Annotated in this window: 17 protein-coding genes; 11 read left to right on the plus strand and 6 right to left on the minus strand. The window is 66.7% G+C overall.

Annotated features, from left to right (window positions below; all coding sequences use genetic code 11):
• Positions 1-7 precede the first annotated feature (7 nt).
• From R6Y94_RS13110 to R6Y94_RS13130, 5 genes are read left to right on the plus strand one after another with little or no spacing between them, the layout of a single operon-like run.
• Complete coding sequence (locus tag R6Y94_RS13110; RefSeq protein ID WP_318396069.1) at positions 8-901, plus strand: carbohydrate ABC transporter permease; 894 nt, start codon at positions 8-10, stop codon at positions 899-901.
• Positions 902-938: 37 nt separating this feature from the next.
• Positions 939-1,118 carry a DUF6903 family protein gene (locus R6Y94_RS13115; protein WP_318396070.1) on the plus strand — a complete coding sequence of 60 codons (180 nt, stop codon included), beginning with the start codon at positions 939-941 and terminating at the stop codon, positions 1,116-1,118.
• Positions 1,115-2,542, plus strand: coding sequence for an alpha-L-fucosidase (locus R6Y94_RS13120; RefSeq protein ID WP_318396071.1), 1,428 nt, complete (start codon positions 1,115-1,117; stop codon positions 2,540-2,542). Before R6Y94_RS13115 ends, R6Y94_RS13120 begins: the two co-directional genes overlap by 4 nt.
• Positions 2,539-3,600 (plus strand): hypothetical protein, encoded by a 1,062-nt coding sequence (locus R6Y94_RS13125; protein WP_318396072.1) that lies wholly within the window; start codon positions 2,539-2,541, stop codon positions 3,598-3,600. The genes R6Y94_RS13120 and R6Y94_RS13125 overlap by 4 nt, the downstream gene beginning before the upstream one ends.
• Positions 3,597-5,951, plus strand: a complete 2,355-nt coding sequence (locus R6Y94_RS13130) for a discoidin domain-containing protein (RefSeq protein ID WP_318396073.1) — start codon at positions 3,597-3,599, stop codon at positions 5,949-5,951. The genes R6Y94_RS13125 and R6Y94_RS13130 overlap by 4 nt, the downstream gene beginning before the upstream one ends.
• 217 nt (positions 5,952-6,168) lie before the next feature.
• Here the strand turns inward: R6Y94_RS13130 and R6Y94_RS13135 are convergent, their stop codons facing one another.
• Positions 6,169-6,996, minus strand: coding sequence for a DUF72 domain-containing protein (locus R6Y94_RS13135; RefSeq protein WP_318396111.1), 828 nt, complete (start codon positions 6,994-6,996; stop codon positions 6,169-6,171).
• A gap of 346 nt (positions 6,997-7,342) precedes the next feature.
• On the opposite strand from R6Y94_RS13135, the gene R6Y94_RS13140 reads away from it, so the two are divergent.
• The 4 genes from R6Y94_RS13140 (at position 7,343) to vanX (ending at position 11,255) form a co-directional block, all read left to right on the plus strand.
• Positions 7,343-8,284: a MerR family transcriptional regulator gene (locus tag R6Y94_RS13140; protein ID WP_318396074.1), complete on the plus strand. Its 942-nt coding sequence runs from the start codon at positions 7,343-7,345 to the stop codon at positions 8,282-8,284.
• Positions 8,285-8,579: 295 nt separating this feature from the next.
• Complete coding sequence (gene vanH / locus R6Y94_RS13145) at positions 8,580-9,539, plus strand: D-lactate dehydrogenase VanH (protein WP_318396075.1); 960 nt, start codon at positions 8,580-8,582, stop codon at positions 9,537-9,539.
• On the plus strand, positions 9,532-10,572 hold the full coding sequence (vanA-Sc, locus tag R6Y94_RS13150) for a D-alanine--(R)-lactate ligase VanA-Sc (protein WP_318396076.1): 1,041 nt from the start codon (positions 9,532-9,534) through the stop codon (positions 10,570-10,572). Before vanH ends, vanA-Sc begins: the two co-directional genes overlap by 8 nt.
• A complete protein-coding gene (vanX, locus tag R6Y94_RS13155) occupies positions 10,569-11,255 on the plus strand; it encodes a D-Ala-D-Ala dipeptidase VanX (protein ID WP_412102750.1) in 687 nt (228 codons plus the stop codon). Before vanA-Sc ends, vanX begins: the two co-directional genes overlap by 4 nt.
• A gap of 66 nt (positions 11,256-11,321) precedes the next feature.
• Here vanX and R6Y94_RS13160 read toward each other — a convergent pair whose 3' ends face one another.
• Both R6Y94_RS13160 and R6Y94_RS13165 read right to left on the minus strand, forming a co-directional pair.
• A complete protein-coding gene (locus R6Y94_RS13160) occupies positions 11,322-12,395 on the minus strand; it encodes a HAMP domain-containing sensor histidine kinase (RefSeq protein WP_318396077.1) in 1,074 nt (357 codons plus the stop codon).
• A gap of 10 nt (positions 12,396-12,405) precedes the next feature.
• On the minus strand, positions 12,406-13,101 hold the full coding sequence (locus R6Y94_RS13165) for a response regulator transcription factor (protein WP_318396078.1): 696 nt from the start codon (positions 13,099-13,101) through the stop codon (positions 12,406-12,408).
• 87 nt (positions 13,102-13,188) lie between these two features.
• Here R6Y94_RS13165 and R6Y94_RS13170 point away from each other — a divergent pair, with 87 nt between their 5' ends.
• The gene (locus tag R6Y94_RS13170) at positions 13,189-13,737 is read left to right on the plus strand and encodes a M15 family metallopeptidase (protein WP_318396079.1); all 549 of its coding nucleotides are present in this window, start codon (positions 13,189-13,191) and stop codon (positions 13,735-13,737) included.
• Here the strand turns inward: R6Y94_RS13170 and R6Y94_RS45115 are convergent.
• A complete protein-coding gene (locus R6Y94_RS45115) occupies positions 13,709-14,359 on the minus strand; it encodes a GNAT family N-acetyltransferase (RefSeq protein WP_412102751.1) in 651 nt (216 codons plus the stop codon). The two genes, R6Y94_RS13170 and R6Y94_RS45115, sit on opposite strands and share 29 nt — an antisense overlap.
• 181 nt (positions 14,360-14,540) lie before the next feature.
• Between R6Y94_RS45115 and R6Y94_RS13180 the strand changes: the two genes are divergently transcribed.
• The gene (locus tag R6Y94_RS13180) at positions 14,541-14,786 is read left to right on the plus strand and encodes a VOC family protein (protein ID WP_318396081.1); all 246 of its coding nucleotides are present in this window, start codon (positions 14,541-14,543) and stop codon (positions 14,784-14,786) included.
• 38 nt (positions 14,787-14,824) lie between these two features.
• On the opposite strand, the gene R6Y94_RS13185 is transcribed toward R6Y94_RS13180, so the two are convergent.
• Both R6Y94_RS13185 and R6Y94_RS13190 read right to left on the minus strand, forming a co-directional pair.
• Positions 14,825-17,173: a glycosyl hydrolase family 95 catalytic domain-containing protein gene (locus R6Y94_RS13185; RefSeq protein ID WP_318396082.1), complete on the minus strand. Its 2,349-nt coding sequence runs from the start codon at positions 17,171-17,173 to the stop codon at positions 14,825-14,827.
• A 275-nt stretch (positions 17,174-17,448) separates the two neighbouring features.
• Positions 17,449-18,231, minus strand: coding sequence for a transposase family protein (locus tag R6Y94_RS13190; protein ID WP_318396083.1), 783 nt, complete (start codon positions 18,229-18,231; stop codon positions 17,449-17,451).
• Positions 18,232-18,576: the final 345 nt, after the last annotated feature.

An 18,576-nucleotide genomic window follows, 5' to 3' on the forward strand; every position in this document is an offset into this window, starting at 1 on the left:
AGCCACCATGACCACAGTCAACGTGCCCCGGACCCGCGACAGGCGGCCCGGTAGCGGCCGGGTCCTGACCTACGTCCTCGTCATCGCGATCGCCCTCGCCATCGCGGTGCCGATCGCCTGGGTGCTGTTCGCCTCGTTCAAACGCAAGAGCGAGTTCTACGGCAGCCCCTGGGCGTTGCCGTCGGGCCTGCACGTCCAGAACTACGTGGACGCGTTCGTCACCGCGCGGATGGGGCAGTACTTCCTCACCTCGGTCCTCGTCACACTGCTCGGACTGGCGTTCGTCCTCGCGGTCTCCGTCCCGGCGGCCTACGTCATCGCCCGGTACGAGTTCCGTGGCCGTGGCGTCGTGGAGGTCGCGCTGCTGGCCGGGTTGTTCGTCAACGTCAACTACATCGTCGTGCCGATCTTCCTCATGCTCGTCGGCTGGGACCGCGCGCTGGCCGACGCACTCCCCGGCGGCTTCTTCATCGACAACCCCGGGGTCCTCTCGCTCGTCTACGCGGCCACGTCGATCCCGTTCACCATCTACCTGCTCGCCGCGTACTTCCGGTCGATCCCGACCGACTACGAGGAGGCCGCCGCCCTGGACGGGGCGTCCCGCTTCCGGATCATGACCAGGGTGATGCTGCCGATGGCCCGCCCGGCGGTCACCACCGTGGTCCTGTTCAACTTCCTGGCCTACTGGAACGACTTCATCATCGCGCTCACGCTGCTCCCCGGCGACGGCAAGACGCTCCAGGTCGGCCTGCTCAACCTGATGACCGCGCAGAAGGCGGCGGCCGACTACGGGCGCCTCTACGCCGGCATGGTCCTGGTCATCGTCCCCGTACTCGTCGTCTACGCGCTGATCCAGCGTCGGCTCATCGAGGGAATGGCATCCGGCGGCGTGAAGGGCTGACCGGCCCCGTGTGGCAACCTCCCGGGAAGGAAACGTGATGAAGGAATCGACGCGCGGCACGCTGCTCGTCGTCGCCCGGACGCTCGTCGTGGTCGTCTGCGTCGCGGTCGTCGTCACCGCACGGCCGACGGTCGGCTGGGGCAGTCTCGCGATCATGCTCCTGGCGTTGGCCGGGCTGCTGGCCGTGCTCGGCTCGTACAACCGGCGGTTCCGGTGACCGCGGCCCCGCCGTCCGGGCCGGAGTTGGCCGCGATCCGGCCGAGCGAGCGCCAGCTCGGGTGGCAGGCGATGGAGTTCTACGGGTTCATCCACTTCGGCATGAACACGATGACGAACCGGGAGTGGGGCGAGGGGCACGACGACCCGGCCGCCTTCGACCCGGCCGGGCTCGACGCCGACCAGTGGGTCACGGCGCTCAAGAGCGCCGGGATGACCGGCGTGATCCTCACCTGCAAGCACCACGACGGCTTCTGCCTGTGGCCGAGCGACGTCACGACGTACACGGTCGCCTCGTCACCCTGGCGCGACGGCCGGGGCGACGTGGTCGCGGAGGTCGCCGACGCGGCCCGCCGGCACGGCCTGCGGTTCGGGATCTACCTGTCGCCCTGGGACCGCACCGAGGCGTCCTACGGCTCCGGCACCGCGTACGACGACTTCTACGTCGCCCAGCTCACCGAGCTGCTCACCCGGTACGGGCCGGTGTTCTCGGTGTGGCTGGACGGCGCGAACGGCGAGGGCCCGAACGGCAAGCGCCAGGTGTACGACTGGGAGCGGTACTACGCGGTGGTCCGGGAACTGCAGCCGGACGCGGTCATCACCGTGTGCGGCCCCGACGTCCGCTGGTGCGGTAACGAGGCCGGAGACACCCGACCCGACGAGTGGAGCGTCGTACCGCGGGCGCTGCGGGACGCCGAACGGATCGCGGACCGCTCGCAGCAGGCGGACGACGGCACCTTCGCCCAGCTCGTCCGCAGCGACGACCGCGACCTCGGCAGCCGCGCCGCCCTGGCGGGGCACTCCGACGATCTGGTCTGGTACCCGGCCGAGGTGAACACCTCGATCCGTCCCGGCTGGTTCCACCACCCGGCCGAGGACGCGGCGGTCCGCTCCGTGGACGAGCTGTTCACCATCTACCTGCGCGCCGTCGGCGGCAACTCCTGCTTCCTGCTCAACGTCCCGCCGGCCCGGGACGGGCGGATCCGGGACACCGACGTGGCGGTGCTGGCGCGGCTCGGGCGGCGCATCGAGAACTTCCGGGCGCGGCGCGTCGAGACGACCGCGACGGTGTCGTCCGGGACCCCGGGCGACGTCGCGACGGCGTGGCCCGGCCGGGGGCGTACGCCGTGGCGACCGGACGATCGGGATCCCCTGCCCCGGGTGACACTCGCGTTCGGCGGGCTCCGCCCGGTCGAGGCGGTCGTGGTGGGCGAGGACATCACGCAGGGGCAGCGCATCGAGCATGTCGTCGTCCGGGGCCGCCGGCATGGCCGGTGGACCACACTCGCCGAGGCGAACGCGGTGGGCTACCAGCGCATCCTGACGTTCCCGCCGGCCGAGGTCGACACCGTCGTGGTCGAGATACCCCAAACCCGGGACACACCCGTCGTCGCCCACGCCGCCGTGATCGGGGCGGACTCGTGAAGGGCACCGCGAGCAGGCCGTCGCGCCGGGCCGTCGTCCTGTTCGTCGGCATCTGGGGCGTCGTCGCCGCGCTGGTGGTCACCGGTGTGGCGCTCGCCCACCGCACCGACGGGGTCGCCGCGATCGACGGGCACACCGTGACCCGCGACGAGCTGCTCTTCCACATGCGGCGGCTCGCGCCGACGGTGCAGAACGAGCTACGCAACGAGTACCACCTGCGGGGCGCGATCGACTGGACCGCGAAGGCCGGCGACAGAACGGCGCTCCAGCAGCTCGCGACCCGGGCACTCGACGAGATCTGGCGAGACAAGACCACGCTCATCCTGGCGAAGGAGCAGGGCCTGGTCGACTCCGTCGACCATGCGGACTTCCTCGCCGAGCTGGCCGACGAGAACGAACGGCGTGCCAAGGCCGTCACCGCCGGCGAGACGGTCTACGGCGTCGCGGAGTTCTCGGCCGAGGAGTACTACTCGCACCGGCTCACCGAACTCAGGACGAGCCTGACGAAACGACTCAGCGCGGCTCCGGGCGACCCGCTCCGGGTCACCGACGCCGACGTGCGGCGCGCGTTCGACGCCGACCGGGACGCCTGGAGCGCCAACGCGACCACGTACACGTACTCGAAGCTCGTCGTGCCGGTACCCGACGGCGCCGCGCCGGACTACGCGGCCGGCCTCCAGCGGCGGGTGGACGCCGCGGACCGGCTGGCGGAAGTCGCGAGGCGGGAGCCCGGTGCCAGGCTGACGACCGCCACCTTCGGCGGTGCCGCCCCGACCGGACCGAACGCCCACGACCAGGACCTCGTGGCGGTGCTCGGCAAGCTCGCACCGGGCCAGATCTCCGCCCCGGTTCCGGCGCCGGGCCAGGTCACCTACTACGAGCTCGACGGCAGGACCGTCGACGAGGCCGGGGCGTTCGCCGAGTACTCCCGGCGGATCCGGCAGTCCCTCGTCGAGCAGAAGTTCGACCAGTTCCTCCAGCGGCAGGTCGACGACAGCGACATCGAGGTCGACACCGCGGCGATCGGCTCCATCAACCCAGAGGATGTGAAGCAATGAAACCTGACGGTACCGCACCACCCCCGGCCGACGCGGTGGCGTCGACCTGCCAGCGGCCCGCCGCGCGGACGCTCCGTCGCGGCCTCACCGTCCTGCTCGCGGCGCTGCTCACCGGATCGCTCGTTCCTGCCGGGCCCGCCGCCGCGGCCCCGGACCGCACCCCCGCCACACCGAACTGGCCGGGAAACACGCCGAACCGGACCGGCGGCACGGACTACTTCGTCGACGCCACCCACGGTCGCGACGACGCAGCCGGAACGTCGCCGAAGACCGCCTGGCGCAGCCTGGCCAAGGCGAACGCGACGACGTTCCGGCCCGGCGACCGCATCCTGCTCAAGGCCGGCGAGCAGTGGCATGACGAGCAACTGTGGCCGAAGGGCTCGGGCAGCGCGGGCCGGCCGATCACGATCTCGGCGTACGGCGACCGACGTGCCGGCCGGCCGTACATCGCGACGAACGGCAACGTGCCGAGCCCGTTCCGGGCCGACGGCACGAAGAACCCGGCGACGGTCGGACTGACCGGTGCCATCGTGCTGCGCAACCAGCAGTACTTCGAAATCAACAACGTCGAGCTGTCCAACGACGACGACTTCGCGACCGACATCACCACCGGGTCGTACGTCCGCGACGGCATCATGGTCTCGATCAACGCCGACCTCCTGCCAACCGGCGCGGACAGCATCATGGACCACTTCCGCATTTCCGACGTGTACGTCCACCACCTCGACGGCCCGAGCACCTGGCAGAGGATCCACTACGGCGGCGTCAACTTCCAGGTCTTCGGCGACCGCGGTTACCGGGAGTACGGCACCGGCGGCTACTACTTCAAGGGCGTACGGATCGAGGACAACACCTTTTCCAACGTCGAACTGCACGCCGTACAGTTCGCGTTCAACTGGTTCAACGCCGACGGTGCCGACGCCGGCCAGTACGACGAGAGCGGGAAGTTCCACGAGGGCTGGGAGCAGCTCTGGGTGCGTACCCGCGACCTGTACAGTCGGGACGTCTACATCGGACACAACTACGCCGAGAGCGTCGGCCAGGGCGCGATCCAGCTCGCCAACACCAAGGCCATGACGGTCGAGTACAACGAGGTCAACGGATACCTCCAGCGCTACGACGCGGTTTCCTGCGGGCTCTACCTGTGGGCCGGCGCCGACTCGGTCATGCAGTTCAACGAGGTCTACGGCGGCCCGAACAACGAGTTCGACGGCACCCCCTGGGACCTGGAGTACACGAACTTCAACGTCACTTACCAGTTCAACTACTCGCATGACAACGCGGCGGGCTGGATGGCGTACATGGGCAACAGTTCCAACTCGGTCGCCCGCTACAACCTGAGCGTCAACGACAATGGCGTACTCGTGAAGAACATGCTGTCGACGAACTACTCGCCGACCTACTTCACGAACAACACCTTCGTGTACGACGGCGCGGACCTCGACTACGTCCACGACGAGACGTTCCTGAGCACCGTCTACTTCCTGAACAACATCTTCTACAACACCTCGACGACGGAGTCGACGCCGTGGTACCGCCGGACCGGCGCGCTACGCCACGCGGTCTTCTCGAACAACGCCTACTACGAGGCGAGCGGCACCCACTCCGGCCAGGAGCCGGCCGACCCGGCCGGGCCACGGGTCGATCCGAGGTTCGTGGGTGACCCGGCGGAGTACGTCACCGGGGTGGGCGTGGGTCGGATCCGGGCGGCCGCGGCACACTTCGCGCTCCGCAAGGACTCGCCGCTCATCGACGCCGGTCGGTACAACCCGCACCTGGGTACCGAGGACTTCCTCGGCACGCACATCTACTACGGCGACGCGCCGGAGATCGGAATCGCGGAGAACCGGATCGGTAGGAAGGTCACCAACCCGGTCGACGACAACCCGATCGAGGACGAGCCGGGCGACGACCGGACCAACCTCGCCCTCGACAGGCCGGCCACCGCGAGCTCCACCCACCCCGGCGCGAACGGCACGCTGGGTGCGGTGAACCTGACCGACGGGGACCCGGCAACCCGCTGGGCGGCAGCCGACGATGCCACGTACCCGATCACGCTCGACATCGACTTCGGCGCGGACACCACCTTTGACGAGGTGTACCTGGACGAGTACACCGACTCCGGCACCAATCCGAGGGTCCAGACGTTCGAACTCCAACGCTGGGACGTCGGGACCGGCGGCTGGGTGACATTCGCCAGCCGTACCGACGGTATCGGGCACGACCTGGCCGTGACCGGCTTCGGCAGCGTCACGACCTCCCGGCTCCGGGTGGCGCTCACCGGGCAGATCGCGACGGAGCAGTACACCCCGACGCTGACCGAGATCGCCGCGTACCACACCGGCGGATAGGCCAGGCCCGGACGGGGACGACAGCGTACGGACTCGTTCACAGGTCTCCGCGCCGTCGACCGGCAGGGTCACGCCCGCCGGCCGGCTCGCCGCTGCCGTCGGGCAGCGGGATGGGGTCGCGCATCAGCGCCCACTGCCCGTGCCTGAGCAGCCGTCCGGCGGTGAGGCCGGCGGGGAACCGGTTGACCCCTGCGGCTCCCGCGCCGCGTCGCGCGGATCAGAAGAGGGTCAGCGGCTCGGCCGGGATCGGCTCCGGCAGCGCATCGAGTCCGGGTACCCGGGCCCGGACCTCGTCGTGGAAGCGGCGGGCGAGCATCGGCGCGTCGGCGTTGTCCGGAGTGTGCACGAAGACCGTCGGCGAGCGGCCCTCGCGCAGCCAGCCGACGGTGACGTCGACCCAGTGCCGCCAGCCCTCGACGGTCCGGGCGGGATCGTCGCGACCGAGGTACCGGACGATCGGCCGGTCGGTCAGCGCGACCGTCCGGAGCGGCATCCGGGGCTTCTTGGTCCAGGCGTCCCGTTCCGCGTCACTGCTCGGCGGAGCCTGGAAGAACGCGGTGGTGTCAAACGGAATCCACTCGGCGGCCGCGTCGGCGAGTACCCCTTCCAGCAGCCGCGTCGCGCGCGGGTCGGCGAAGAACGCGGGGTCGCGGACCTCGACGGCATACCGGTGGGAGGCGGGCAGCCGGCGCAGGAAGCGGGCGAGCACGGCGACGTCGTCGGGGGCGAACGACCCCGGCAACTGGATCCAGAGGGTGTGCGCCCGGGGGCCGAGCGGCTCGATCGCGTCCAGGAAGATCCGGAGCGGCTCGTCGACGTCGGTGAGCCGGTGTTCGTGCGTGATGAGCTTGGGTATCTTGATCACGAAGCGGAAGCCCGGGTCGGTCTGCTGCGCCCAGGACGCCACGGTCTCCCGGGTCGGAGTCGCGTAGAAGGTGGTGTTCCCCTCCACCGCGTCGCACCAGCTCGCGTAGGAGCGCAGCCGCTCGGAGGCCGGCAGCGGATGCGCCAGGAACCGCCCCTGCCAGGACTTGTGCGTCCACATCGCGCACCCCACGGACAGCCGCATCCCGGACCCCTCCCGCCGAACCATCCCGGATCCCTACCGCATCCCGGATCCGTCCACCGGCCGGATCCGTCCCGCCGGACCGTCCCGAATCCGTCCCGCCGGTCGGATCCCTCCCGCCGGAGGGTGTGCGTCCGGACCGGCCTTTTCCGGAATCCCGGCCCCCGGGATCACGTCAGATCGTCCGTCGCTCAGCGGCAACGGTATACGGGTGCCGTCGACCTACCGGCGCGCGGTCCGGGCCGTGGCGACACTCGGCCGGATCCGCTTCGCTCGCGAGCAGACCGGAGACTGCGGCTTGACCTCGCCCCAGAGACTTCAGGGCGTGCAGCGGAAGTACCTACGGGCCGGCGAGTTCGGCGCGGCCGGGCGGTTGTCGCCGAAGGCCCTGCGCCGCTACGCCGAACAGGATCTGCTCCGGCCAGCGAGCGTCGACCCGGCCACCGGCTACCGCTACTACAGCCCGGACCAGTTGCCTCGGGCCCGGCTGATCGCCCGGTTGTGCCGGCCCGGGCTGCCACTGGCCCGGATCGGCCAGCTCGCCGGCCTCACTCCGGAGGCTCGGGCGATCGAGCTGCGCGGGCGGTTGCGCACCCAGCGCACGCTGCTCGACGAACGGACGGCAACGGTGGAGGCGATGCAGTGGTACGGCGAGGACGACGTACTCGTCGACGCCGTCGCGCTGCGGAACGTACCGGCGACGAAGGTCCTCTGCCGGAGCCGCCACGTCGACATCACCGCGCTGGACGATCTGATCCGGACGGCCGGGCACGGCATCCGCGCGCACCTGCGGGCCTCGGGATCGGGCAACGGCGGCGCGACCCTGGTCTCCTTCCAGGACCTCGTCACCCCGGACAGCGAAGGGCTCGTCGAGGTGGCGGTCCAGTACGACGGAAGCATCGAACCGGTCGACGACCTGCACATCCGCGTGGTGCCCGCGCACACCGAGGCGTACCTGCCGGTGCCGGCGGGCTGCGAGGACTTTCCGCTGATCCTGCGGGTGTACGACGCGGTGGAGGCGTGGACCGACGCGCGTCGGCAGCCGCACTCCGCGGACTGGCCCCGAGCTACGACCGGCTGCACGCCGCCCTCGTCCAGCGGCGACAGGGCACGCCGTAGCAATTTGGTCTCGGCCGATCGCACCGGCTCCGGCTCGTGCAGCCTGATCAGCAGTTCGCGCCGGTACGTACCGGGCTGGTCGACATCATCGGCACCGCCTGTCACGGATCGAAGGACGAGCCTGACCTGCGGCGCTGACCCGGTGTGACCTCGTCCCAGCTCGCGCTGATCGTTTGGCCGTCTCACCCGCCAGACGCCGTTCGGCCGATGTTCCGGGTGCCAAGGGTGCGGGTCTGTGAATCGAGGGTTCGTTTCGACGGCCGACATGGGCATGCCCCGGTATATTACCCGCCGGTAGCATATCGTCGGCATATCGGAAAGCGCATACGTGTTCGCAACGCCGCGCCGCCTTGACTGGAGGCGTGACCTACAGCGAACCAGCGCGAGCAGCGGCCCGCCGCACCCGATCGCCGGCGCCCTCGTCCTCCTCGACCGTCCCAACAGTGGGAATCACGATTTATGGATGCGGGCAGGACGAGGCAGTTTTGTTCCGAGAGATGGCACCTCGCTTTGGCATAATGCCGACCCTCACGGAGGCGGCCGTATCCGAAGCCAATATCGAACTGGCATTCGGAAACCGATGCATCAGCGTCGGCCATAAAACGCAGATCACAAACGCCACTATTCTGGCACTTAGGCGTGTCGGCGTAGCGTATATCTCCACCAGGAGCATTGGATACGATCATATCGATGCAAGATATGCGGAGAGCGTCGGCATCTCCGTTGGAAATGTCGCCTATTCGCCCGACAGCGTGGCTGACTACACACTGATGCTGATCCTGATGGCGGTGCGGAATGCAAAATCCATCATCCGCCGCGCAGACATCCATGATTACAGGCTCAATGATGTACGCGGGAAAGAGCTCCGCGACCTCACCATCGGGGTGATTGGAACCGGGCGCATTGGCGCAGCGGTCATGGACAGGCTGCGGGGCTTTGGCAGCCGAATATTTGCCTATGACAGCCACCCCAAGACCTCTGCCGATTACCTTCCCCTCGATGAATTGCTGCAGCGGAGCGACATCGTAACGCTCCATACACCGCTCAACGCGGACACACATCATCTCCTTAATCGTCAACGTCTCGCGCATCTGAAGCACGGCGCCTTCATTATCAATACTGGACGCGGGTCACTTGTTGACACCGAGGCTCTTATTTCGGCGCTGGAGAGCGGCGGATTGGGCGGTGCGGCGTTGGATGTCCTCGAAGGGGAGGAAGGAATTTTCTACGCCGACTGCAGAAACAAGGCCATTGAGAGCAAATCGTTGTTGCGACTGCAAGAGCTGTCGAACGTACTTATTACCCCGCACACCGCCTACTACACAGAGCACGCCCTGAGCGACACTGTTGAAAACTCCATCATAAATTGCCTGAAATTCGAGAGCGGGAATCAGCATGGATAGGTTGAAAATCGGGATCATATTCGGGGGCTGTTCCGAGGAGCACCCCATCTCCGTCAAATCCGCGCGGGAGGTCGCAAGGAACCTCGACACCGAAAAGTACGAACCGTTCTACATTGGGATTACGAAGAGCGGTGCCTGGAAGCTTTGTGACGACCCTGACGCAGATTGGGAAAACGGCAGTTGCCGTCCGGCCGTGCTGTCACCGGACAGAAGCGTACACGGGTTGCTTGTTCTGGGGCACGGGCAATACGAGACGATCAGTCTGGACCTGGTGCTGCCCGTTCTGCACGGCAAACTCGGCGAGGACGGTGCGATGCAGGGTTTGTTGGAACTCTCCGGCATCCCCTACGCCGGCTGCGATGTCCAAAGTTCTGCTCTGTGTATGGACAAATCCCTCGCCTACATCGTCGCCAGAAGTGCGGGAATTGCTACACCGGATTTTTGGACTGTCACGGCGAACGAGAATGCCGACCCCGACCGGCTAACCTATCCCGTCTTTGTGAAGCCGGCCCGTTCGGGTTCATCTTTCGGCGTCAGCAAGGTGTCTCGAAAGGAAGAATTACTGAGTGCGGTGGAAGCCGCAAGACAGTACGACTCGAAGGTGTTGATCGAGGAGGCTGTCGTCGGCAGCGAGGTCGGATGTGCGGTATTGGGGAACGATCTGGATTTGATCGCAGGCGAGGTAGATCGAATTGCTCTGTCTCATGGCTTCTTCAGAATCCATCAGGAAAGTGAGCCTGAAGGCGGTTCCGAAAACTCAACGGCAATCGTTCCTGCGGATATTTCGGCAGAGTCACGCTCACTCGTTCAAGAGACAGCCATGGCCGTATACCGCGCCCTGGGATGCAGGGGACTGTCGCGGGTGGACATGTTCCTCAAGGAAGATGGAAGGGTAGTCCTCAACGAGGTTAACACTTTGCCTGGCATGACCTCCTACAGTCGTTATCCGAGAATGATGGCAGCCGCAGGGTTGCCGCTTGCCGAAGTGATCGACCGGGTGGTGTCGTTGACATTGACAGGAAAAGTCCGATGAAGGATGACTTTGTCTATGTGGACGAGCTGGTACCCGGAATACGTTGGGATGCCAAGTACGCCACGTGGGATAACTTTACCGGCAAACCGGTGGACGGTTACCTGGCAAATCGAATTGTCGGCACAAGGGCTTTGTGCTCGGCCCTGGAAAAAGCGAGAGAAAAGGCCGAATCCCTCGGCCTCGGCTTGCTTCTTTGGGATGGTTACCGGCCGCAACGGGCCGTAGATTGTTTCCTGCGGTGGTCAAGACAGCCGGAGGATGGCCGGACGAAGCCGCGGCACTATCCGAACATCGACAGAGTCGAGATGTTCGAGAAAGGATATGTGGCGACCAAGTCGGGCCACAGCCGGGGCAGTACGGTTGACTTGACGCTCTATTACCTGGCTACCGGTGAGCTTGCTCCAATGGGCGGTGGACACGATCTGATGGATTCAATCTCACATCATGGAGCAGAAGGAATCACGCAAGCCGAGGCGAGAAACCGTCAAACTCTTTGTTCCATCATGGAAGCCTGCGGCTTCAGCTCATACAATTGCGAGTGGTGGCATTACACACTGAAAGACGAACCTTATCCGGACACCTATTTTGATTTTCCGATAGCCGAGCCGGCAAAAGAGATCGGCAAGGCACTGAAGGTACTGATAGCAGCTTATACAACGACCCGACCGATCAGCACACAGTGACACTCACCCCGCATGACACGCTGATCCACAGGACTTGACTATCCCGTGCGGCAATTCCGCTGATCGTCATCTGCCGATGTGCGGTGGCGCTGCGGGTAGTCGCACCGTGACGCAGAGCCCCCCATCACGACGGGGGGTGAGGGTGAGGGTTCCGTCGTGGGCAAGGGTGATGCTCTTGACGATCGCCAGGCCGAGGCCGACACCTAGGTGGCCGTCGCGTATCCGTCCAGTGCCACGCTGAAACGGCTCGACAATCGTGGAAACCAGCTGTGGGGAGAGCCTCTCGCCGGTGTTCTCGACGGTGAGCACCACGGTCCTGGGGTGAACGCTGGTCGTGACCCACACGGTGCCGTGTTCAGGCAGGTTGTGGACAATCGCGTTGTGCACGAGGTTCGTGGTCACCTGCAGCAGGAGCGCATGGGAGCCGATGGTGGGGGCGAAGTCGCCGGAGGTCTCGATGGTGAGACCGCGTTTTTCTGCGAGCGGGAGAAGCGTTTCAGTGGCCTCTTCCGCTACGAGAGACAGGTCGACGTGTTCTCGTGTGAAGGACCGCTGGTCGGCGCGGCTGAGTAGGAGCAATGCCTCAATGAGGTGGATCGCTCGGGTGTTGACGAAGTGGAGTCGGTCGACAAGTTCGCCGGTGTCGCGGTCCAGGTCGTTGCGGGCCACGTCGAGAAGTGTCTGCGTGATCGCCAGCGGGGTGCGCAGCTCATGCGAGGCGTTGGCTGCGAACCTCTGCTGCTCGGCGACGTGTGCTTCGAGCCGCGCGAGCATGGTATCGAAGGCGTCGGCGAGTTCGCGGAACTCGTCTTTGCGGCCTTCCAACTGGATCCGGTGGGAGAGTGATCCGTTGGCGGCCTGACGTGTGGCATTTGTGATGCGAGTCAGGGGGGCGAGCATCCGGCCGGCGAGGATCCATCCTCCCAGAAGGCCGAACATCAGCAGGAAGGCCAGCACTGCGGCAGCCTTCGGGAAGAAGGCGTGCACCAGGTCGAGCTTGAGGGTTCGAATCCCGCCGCGGGTGTAGATCGCCTCGGGTACGTAACGCAGCAGGAACACCCACACCGCGGCGAGCAGCAAGGCCCCTGCAAGCATGAGGAACCCCGCGTAGCTGAGGGTGAGTTTGAGTCGAACGCTCAAACCAGGCGCCCTATCCACGGTCCCCTCCGTCACGCTCGACGCCGGATGCTGTGTCGATGCGGTAGCCGACGCCGGCCACGGTGGCGATGATCCCGGGTTCGCCGAGACGTTTACGCAATGCCGAGACAGTAATGCGCACGGCATTGGTGAAGGGGTCGGCATTCTCGTCCCACGCTCGCTCTAAGAGTTCTTCGGCGCTGACGACACCGCCTTCGGCCGCGACGAGGACCTCGAGTACGGCGAACTGCTTCCTGGTCAGCGCGACGTACCGACCGTCGCGGTAGACCTCTCGGCGGAACGGATCCAGACGCAGACCTGCGAGCTCCCGCACAGGCGGCCTGTTGTGCGGGCGCCTGCGGTCGAGCGCTCTGAGCCTGAGCACGAGTTCTCGGAGCTCGAACGGCTTCGTGAGGTAGTCGTCGGCGCCGAGCTCGAACCCGGAGGCCTTGTCATCGAGACGGTCGGCAGCGGTAAGCATCAGAATCGGCATGCCGCTGCCGGAAGCGACGATGCGTTCGGCGATCTCGTCACCGGAGGGCCTGGGAATGTCGCGGTCGAGAACGGCGATGTCGTAGGCGTTGATGCTCAACAACTCCAGAGCGGTGTCACCGTCACCGGCGATGTCCGCCGCGATCGCTTCCAGGCGCAGCCCATCACGGATTGCCTCTGCCAGATAGGGCTCATCCTCGACGACCAACACACGCATACAGTCGATGCTACGAGCCGTAGCATATCGTCGGCATATCAAAATCCACGTACGTGCTGACAACATCAGGCTGCCTTGACTGCAGGCATGACCTACAGCGAACCGGCACGAGCAGCAGCCCGCCGCACCAGATCGCTCGCGTCCTCGTCCCACTCGGCCGCATCCGACCGCCTCGATGCACTCGGCGAGGCACACGGCGCCGTCCCTGATGGCGTGACGGTCTTCGATGACGAAATTCCGGCCGTGACCAACCTCGACCCCGATCTGCTCGGTGCCCTGCGCCAGGCTGCGACTGATGCCGCAGACGACGGGGTCCAGTTCTACGTCAACGGCGGCTGGCGCTCACCGGAGTACCAAGAACACCTACTCCATGGGGCGGTCGCGAAGTACGGCTCAGAAAAGGAAGCCGCCCGATGGGTCGCCACCCCCGACACGTCTCCTCACGTGTCGGGGCACGCGATCGACATCGGACACTCCGACGCCACGGCGTGGCTGTCCAAGCACGGCGCCGAGTACGGGCTCTGCCAGATCTACAGCAACGAACCCTGGCACTACGAACTGCGCCCCGAAGCCATCGATCACGGCTGCCCGCCCATGTACGCCGACCCTACCCACGATCCAAGGATGCAGCAGTGACCAGCACCGTCGGCATATCCCCAGCCCGGACCCGTCCACCTCCTACCGCCGGGCTGCAGATGATCCCCGAGGCGATCGCCTGTGTGGTGATGTCTTGAGTCAAATTTCTGGCAGGAGTAGATCTTGCTTGTTGTTGGAGGCGGGTAGGTCCGCAGGAAGCGGAACGATTTCCTGCTTGGTCGGCATACCCCCGGCGCTGGTAGAACTTGTGCGCGTCTGGCCGTCGGTCTCCGCTGGTGACTTCCATCCGGAGGCATCCGTGGCTGGCGGCGAAGTATTCGGCGGCCGCAACAACTCGGGAGCCGACACCTCGTCCGCGTACTCGGTCGGAGACGACCAGGGCTACGATTCGGCCCCAGGCACCGTCGCGTTCGAAGAACGGACAGATATGGACGGCGATGACACCGTGGAGATCGCCCTGGGCGTCAGCCACGTAGGCCGCGCTGCCGGATCGTCGACCCAGGTCTGGATCCGGGCCACCGTCGTCGCCTGACCATCCTGGGGATAGCCCAACTGGTCGAGCAACTCGTAGATGGCTTCGGCGTCGGCGCTGCGCGCTGGTCGTATCTGCATGCCTTACCCTACGAACCGGACCATATCGTCGGCGTACCGAAAACGGCATACGCGCTGGCAACACCACGCCGCCTCGACTGGCAGCATGGGGTCAAACGGCATCAGCACGAGCAAGACCCGCAGGGCTATCCTGACCACCTCCGTCGGCCCGGTCGTCGTCACCCCTGCGGTCATCGGAAACCTCGTCTACCAGTCAGCATCGTCCTCGGCGCGCTCGTTCAGCGAAGTCCTTGTTCCGCCCGATTGGCCTGACGGCACTTCCACAGCAAGTCCATCTCGACCTCTACGTCGATGACTTCGACGCCGCGCACGAGCAGGCGAACGCGCTGGGGCCGCGCTTGTCGAAGGCGGCCGACGATCGCGCTGCGGGTCGGGGCGTCCAGGTCCACGGCGATCCCGCTGGTCACCCGTTCTGCCTTTGCTGGCTGCCGCCCACAACGAACCAGCGGAGGGTCGGCGCCCCGTCGGTTCCGTGACGATCGGTGGCGTCGCCTTCTCGCGGTCCTTCGGGTGGTCAGCGTCCCGGCGTGAGCGTCACCGTTTCGCCTGGCCGTAGCGTGATGCGGCGCCGCCAGGTACCCGCGCGGACCTCGGTCGTGGTGCCGCCAATGCTGTGGATCACTGCCCGGGTCGCCTTCCCGTCGCGCCAGGTGAGGTCGACCTCGAAGCCGCCGCGTGCGCCGACGCCGGTGACCGAGCCGCGGGCGGCCCAGGCGAGGGGCAGCGCGGGCAGCAATTCGATCACGCCGGGCCGGGAGTAGAGCAGCATTTCCAGGGCTGCGGCGGCACCGCCGAGGTTGGCGTCGATCTGGAAGATCGTGTAGCTGCCCTGGCTGTACATGTCGAAGAGGTTCGCCGCGGTGCCGTTGCCGTTGTTCATCGACGGCCGCAGCACCGTGAGGTAGAGCTGGTACGCCCGCTCCGCGTCCTTGAGCCGCGACCAGCACAGCGACCGCCACGCGCACGCCCACCCGTAACTGTCCATTCCCCGAGCCAGCAGCAGATTGCGTACGCCGTCGAGCAGCTCAGCCGAACTCGTGTCGGCGGCGATCCGGTCGCCGGGGTAGAAGCCGATCAGCGGCGACAAGTGCCGGTGCGTGGTCTCACCGAGATTTTCGGGGCTCATCCACTCCTCGAGCCAACCGGTCTTGGGGCTGACCCGCGGCAGGTAGAGCCGGGACTGCAGGTCCTTGAGCACGGCCGCGAACTCCGCGTCCCGGCCGAGCACGGCGGTCGCGACCTGCGTCTGTTGGAACAGGTCCCAGGCCAGTTCCTGGGCGTACGTCGTGCCCTTGGCGTCCGGTCCGTGCTCCGGCGACCAGGCCGTGTCATCGATCAGCACCTCGTGCCCGTCGACCGTGGCCGTGATCAGCCGCGCCTGCCAGAACTCGGCGGCGCCCTTGAGCACCGGATAGATCTTCTCCAGGTACGCCCGGTCCTGGCTGTACTCGTAGTGCCGCCACAGCGAGTTGCACAGCCACGCGTTGCCGGACGGGTGCCAGACCCAGCCGCTGCCTCCGTAGATGTTGGTGGAAAACGCTACCGCCCAGCCGGCCACCTTCCCGCTGCTGTTGCGGAAGCGGTTGCTCGGGTGGTTGAACAGCCGCCCGGTCACGTCGGTCCACACCGGCAGCTGGGACACGCAGTAGTCGGCCAGCGCATCCGCGCACTCGCCGAGCCCTGCCGGGTCGGCCAGCCAGTAGTTCATCTGCACGTTGATGTCGGTGTGGTAGTCGGCGAACCAGTCCGGGGTGTTGTTGTGGATCCACAGCCCTTGGAGGTTCATCGGCAGCCCGTCGCGCGAACCGGTGATCGTCAGGTAGCGGCCGTACTGCACGTACGCCGCCTCGAGTTCCGGGTCCACCGTGGTCGGGTCGGTGTGCCGGACGGCAATCCGCGACCAGGAGTCGAGCGCGCGCTGCACCGCCGACGAGGTGCCGAGGTCGATCGTCATCCGGTCATACAGCCGGCGGTAGTCGGCTACGTGCGTGGCGAGAAGCCGTGCGCCGGAAACCCGGGCGGCGGCGGCGACTTTTGTACGAGCGAGCGCGAGCGGATCGATCGCCGGGTCGCGGAAGTCCTTCGCCGCATCGGGCGAGTAGTTCGTGCCCGCGCAGACGACCACCAGCACTTCCCGGCAGCCGTCGAAGGCGACCTTGCCGCCGTCGGCGCGGACCCGTCCCCCGGTACCGACCACGGTGACGGCCGCCCCGTACGTCAGCCCGTTGACGAGCGTGCCGGCGAAGCCGGCCTGGCCGCCGCTCGCGGTCGTGGTCTCGCCGTGCGTGCCCACGAGCGACACCGCGCCGGAGTGGCGGCCCCCGCCGGTCTGGGTGAGCCGCAGCACGACCACGTCGTCCGGGTGGCTGGCGTAGACCTCCCGCCGGTAGCGCGCCCCGCCGACCTGGTAGCTCGCCGACACCACTCCGTTGCTGAGGTCCAGCCGGCGGCGATAGTCCGTGTACGCCTCCTGCCCGGTCAGCGCGACCCGCACCTGCCCGAGCACCCCGAAGCTGCCGAACCCGTTCGCGTCGTACGGCAGCTGCCCGTCACTGGTCAGCGTGTCGTTGCGTCCGCCGGTCCAGAACGAGCCGTCGGTGAGATAGAGGGCGTCGTCGATCGGATCCCCGGAGACCAGCGCGCCGAGGCGGCCGTTGCCGATCGGCAGGCCCTCCCGGATGATCTGGTCCTCCCGAGCCGGCGTGCGCCACCAGAGCGCGGTCGCGTCGGCCTCGGACACCAGGGCGGGCTCGGCGGGCCGGGCCGAAGCGGCGTGCGCCGCAGGGCTGGCCCCGGCCAGGGCGAGACCGGCTCCGGTCGCGCCGGTGAGGCGGAGGAAGTCACGGCGGGATGATGCGAACATGATCGTTCCCTTCCTGCCAGATTCATCGGGCCTTTCACGGGCCTTCCGGATCCGGACATGCGGCGGCCGGTACTTTGACCATCGAGAGACCCGATGTTTTCATAAAATATGGTCAGTGTTTCGGGGATGTCAACAGCGCCGTCGATGCCGGCGCGACCACCGTGGATGGTGGGCCGGGTCGACCCGGCCCACCATCCACGGTGGCACTACAGGTCGTAGTCGCCCGACGCCTCGATGTTCTCGCCGGTGGCCCAGCCGAACTCAGTCAGCCATTTTCATCGTGCGTAGCGGTTGGCTTCGACGTGGTGCAGGACGAGGATGGCTTGGACGATAGCGGTGGCTCGGTGTGGGCAGCAGCGCAGCTTGATCAAGATCTTCCAGGTCTTGAGGGTGGCGATCGCGCGTTCGCCGCGGGCGCGGATCTTCGCGTGAGCCCGGTTCACGGCCTTCTGCCTGCGTGACAGCTTTGGCCGGAAGCGGCGTCGCTTGAACGGGGTGCGCACGCTGCCGTGGGCGCCCTGGTAGCCCTTGTCGGCGAAGGTCATCGCGTTCGCGTTGCTCAGCGCGTCGATGATGCCGTGGGTTCGGGCTGCGGTCAGGTCATGGACTGAGCCGGGTAGCGCCGGCGAAGCCCAGATGAGGCGGCCGGCGGCATCGGCGATGACCTGCACGTTCATGCCGTGGTGCTTGTGTTTCCCGGAGTAGTACGGCTTCTGGTCGGCGACCCGGTCAATCGGGATCAGGGTGCCGTCCAGGATCGCGTACGCCAGTCGGCGGATCCGGTCCATGGCGGTGGCCAGGTCATCGGCGGCCGCCGCGAGAAGGGCTATCGCTTCCTGCACGTATCGCCATGCGGTGCTCACGCCCATGGCGAACCCGGCAGCGAGGCGGGTGTAGGTGTCACCGTTACGCAGGTGAGCCAGGGCGAGCAGTGCCTGCCGTCCCGCGTCGAGGCGCCGCCACCTGGATCGGCGCTGGTTGCGGTGGCTACGGATGCGGTCGGCCAAGTGGTTCAAGGTCCGGCTGGACAACGAGATCGTGGACGGGTAAGACAGCACAGGCGAGGCTCCCGGTCGGGGCATCGGGTCACAGATTTGCTGTCTTACCTGGAGCCTCGCCCTCATCGATCACCGGGCTACGCACACCGCCCCTGTGCTGCCAGATCAGGTTGGAAAAGGCTCAGTGAGAAGCGGATCAACCTCACTGGAACCAACAGGAGGCACCGGCCTCTGCATCACTGAAGCGCGTGGAGCGCCGACGCGATCGGTGACCGGTTTACAGGATCCTCGACCAAGTTGAACAAGATCCTCATCCGCTTGAACCCGGCCGGGCCGACCCCCGGGTTGAACAAGATCGCCACGGGCGTGAGCGCGGCCCCTGCCGCGCCAAAACTCGTTCGATGG

The sequence above is a fragment of the Plantactinospora sp. KLBMP9567 genome (genome assembly GCF_033446045.1).
Lineage (GTDB): Bacteria > Actinomycetota > Actinomycetes > Mycobacteriales > Micromonosporaceae > Plantactinospora.

Bases quoted from the DNA above. Each gene is read 5' to 3' on its own strand.
- R6Y94_RS13130 (WP_318396073.1), top strand. From the start codon at position 3,597: ATGAAACCTGACGGTACCGCACCACCCCCGGCCGACGCGGTGGCGTCG.
- vanX (WP_412102750.1), top strand. From the start codon at position 10,569: ATGAAGGATGACTTTGTCTATGTGGACGAGCTGGTACCCGGAATACGT.
- R6Y94_RS13115 (WP_318396070.1), top strand. From the start codon at position 939: ATGAAGGAATCGACGCGCGGCACGCTGCTCGTCGTCGCCCGGACGCTC.
- R6Y94_RS13165 (WP_318396078.1), bottom strand. From the start codon at position 13,101: ATGCGTGTGTTGGTCGTCGAGGATGAGCCCTATCTGGCAGAGGCAATC.
- R6Y94_RS13110 (WP_318396069.1), top strand. From the start codon at position 8: ATGACCACAGTCAACGTGCCCCGGACCCGCGACAGGCGGCCCGGTAGC.
- R6Y94_RS13185 (WP_318396082.1), bottom strand. From the start codon at position 17,173: ATGTTCGCATCATCCCGCCGTGACTTCCTCCGCCTCACCGGCGCGACC.
- R6Y94_RS13170 (WP_318396079.1), top strand. From the start codon at position 13,189: ATGACCTACAGCGAACCGGCACGAGCAGCAGCCCGCCGCACCAGATCG.
- R6Y94_RS13135 (WP_318396111.1), bottom strand. From the start codon at position 6,996: ATGTGGACGCACAAGTCCTGGCAGGGGCGGTTCCTGGCGCATCCGCTG.
- R6Y94_RS45115 (WP_412102751.1), bottom strand. From the start codon at position 14,359: ATGCCGTTTTCGGTACGCCGACGATATGGTCCGGTTCGTAGGGTAAGG.
- vanA-Sc (WP_318396076.1), top strand. From the start codon at position 9,532: ATGGATAGGTTGAAAATCGGGATCATATTCGGGGGCTGTTCCGAGGAG.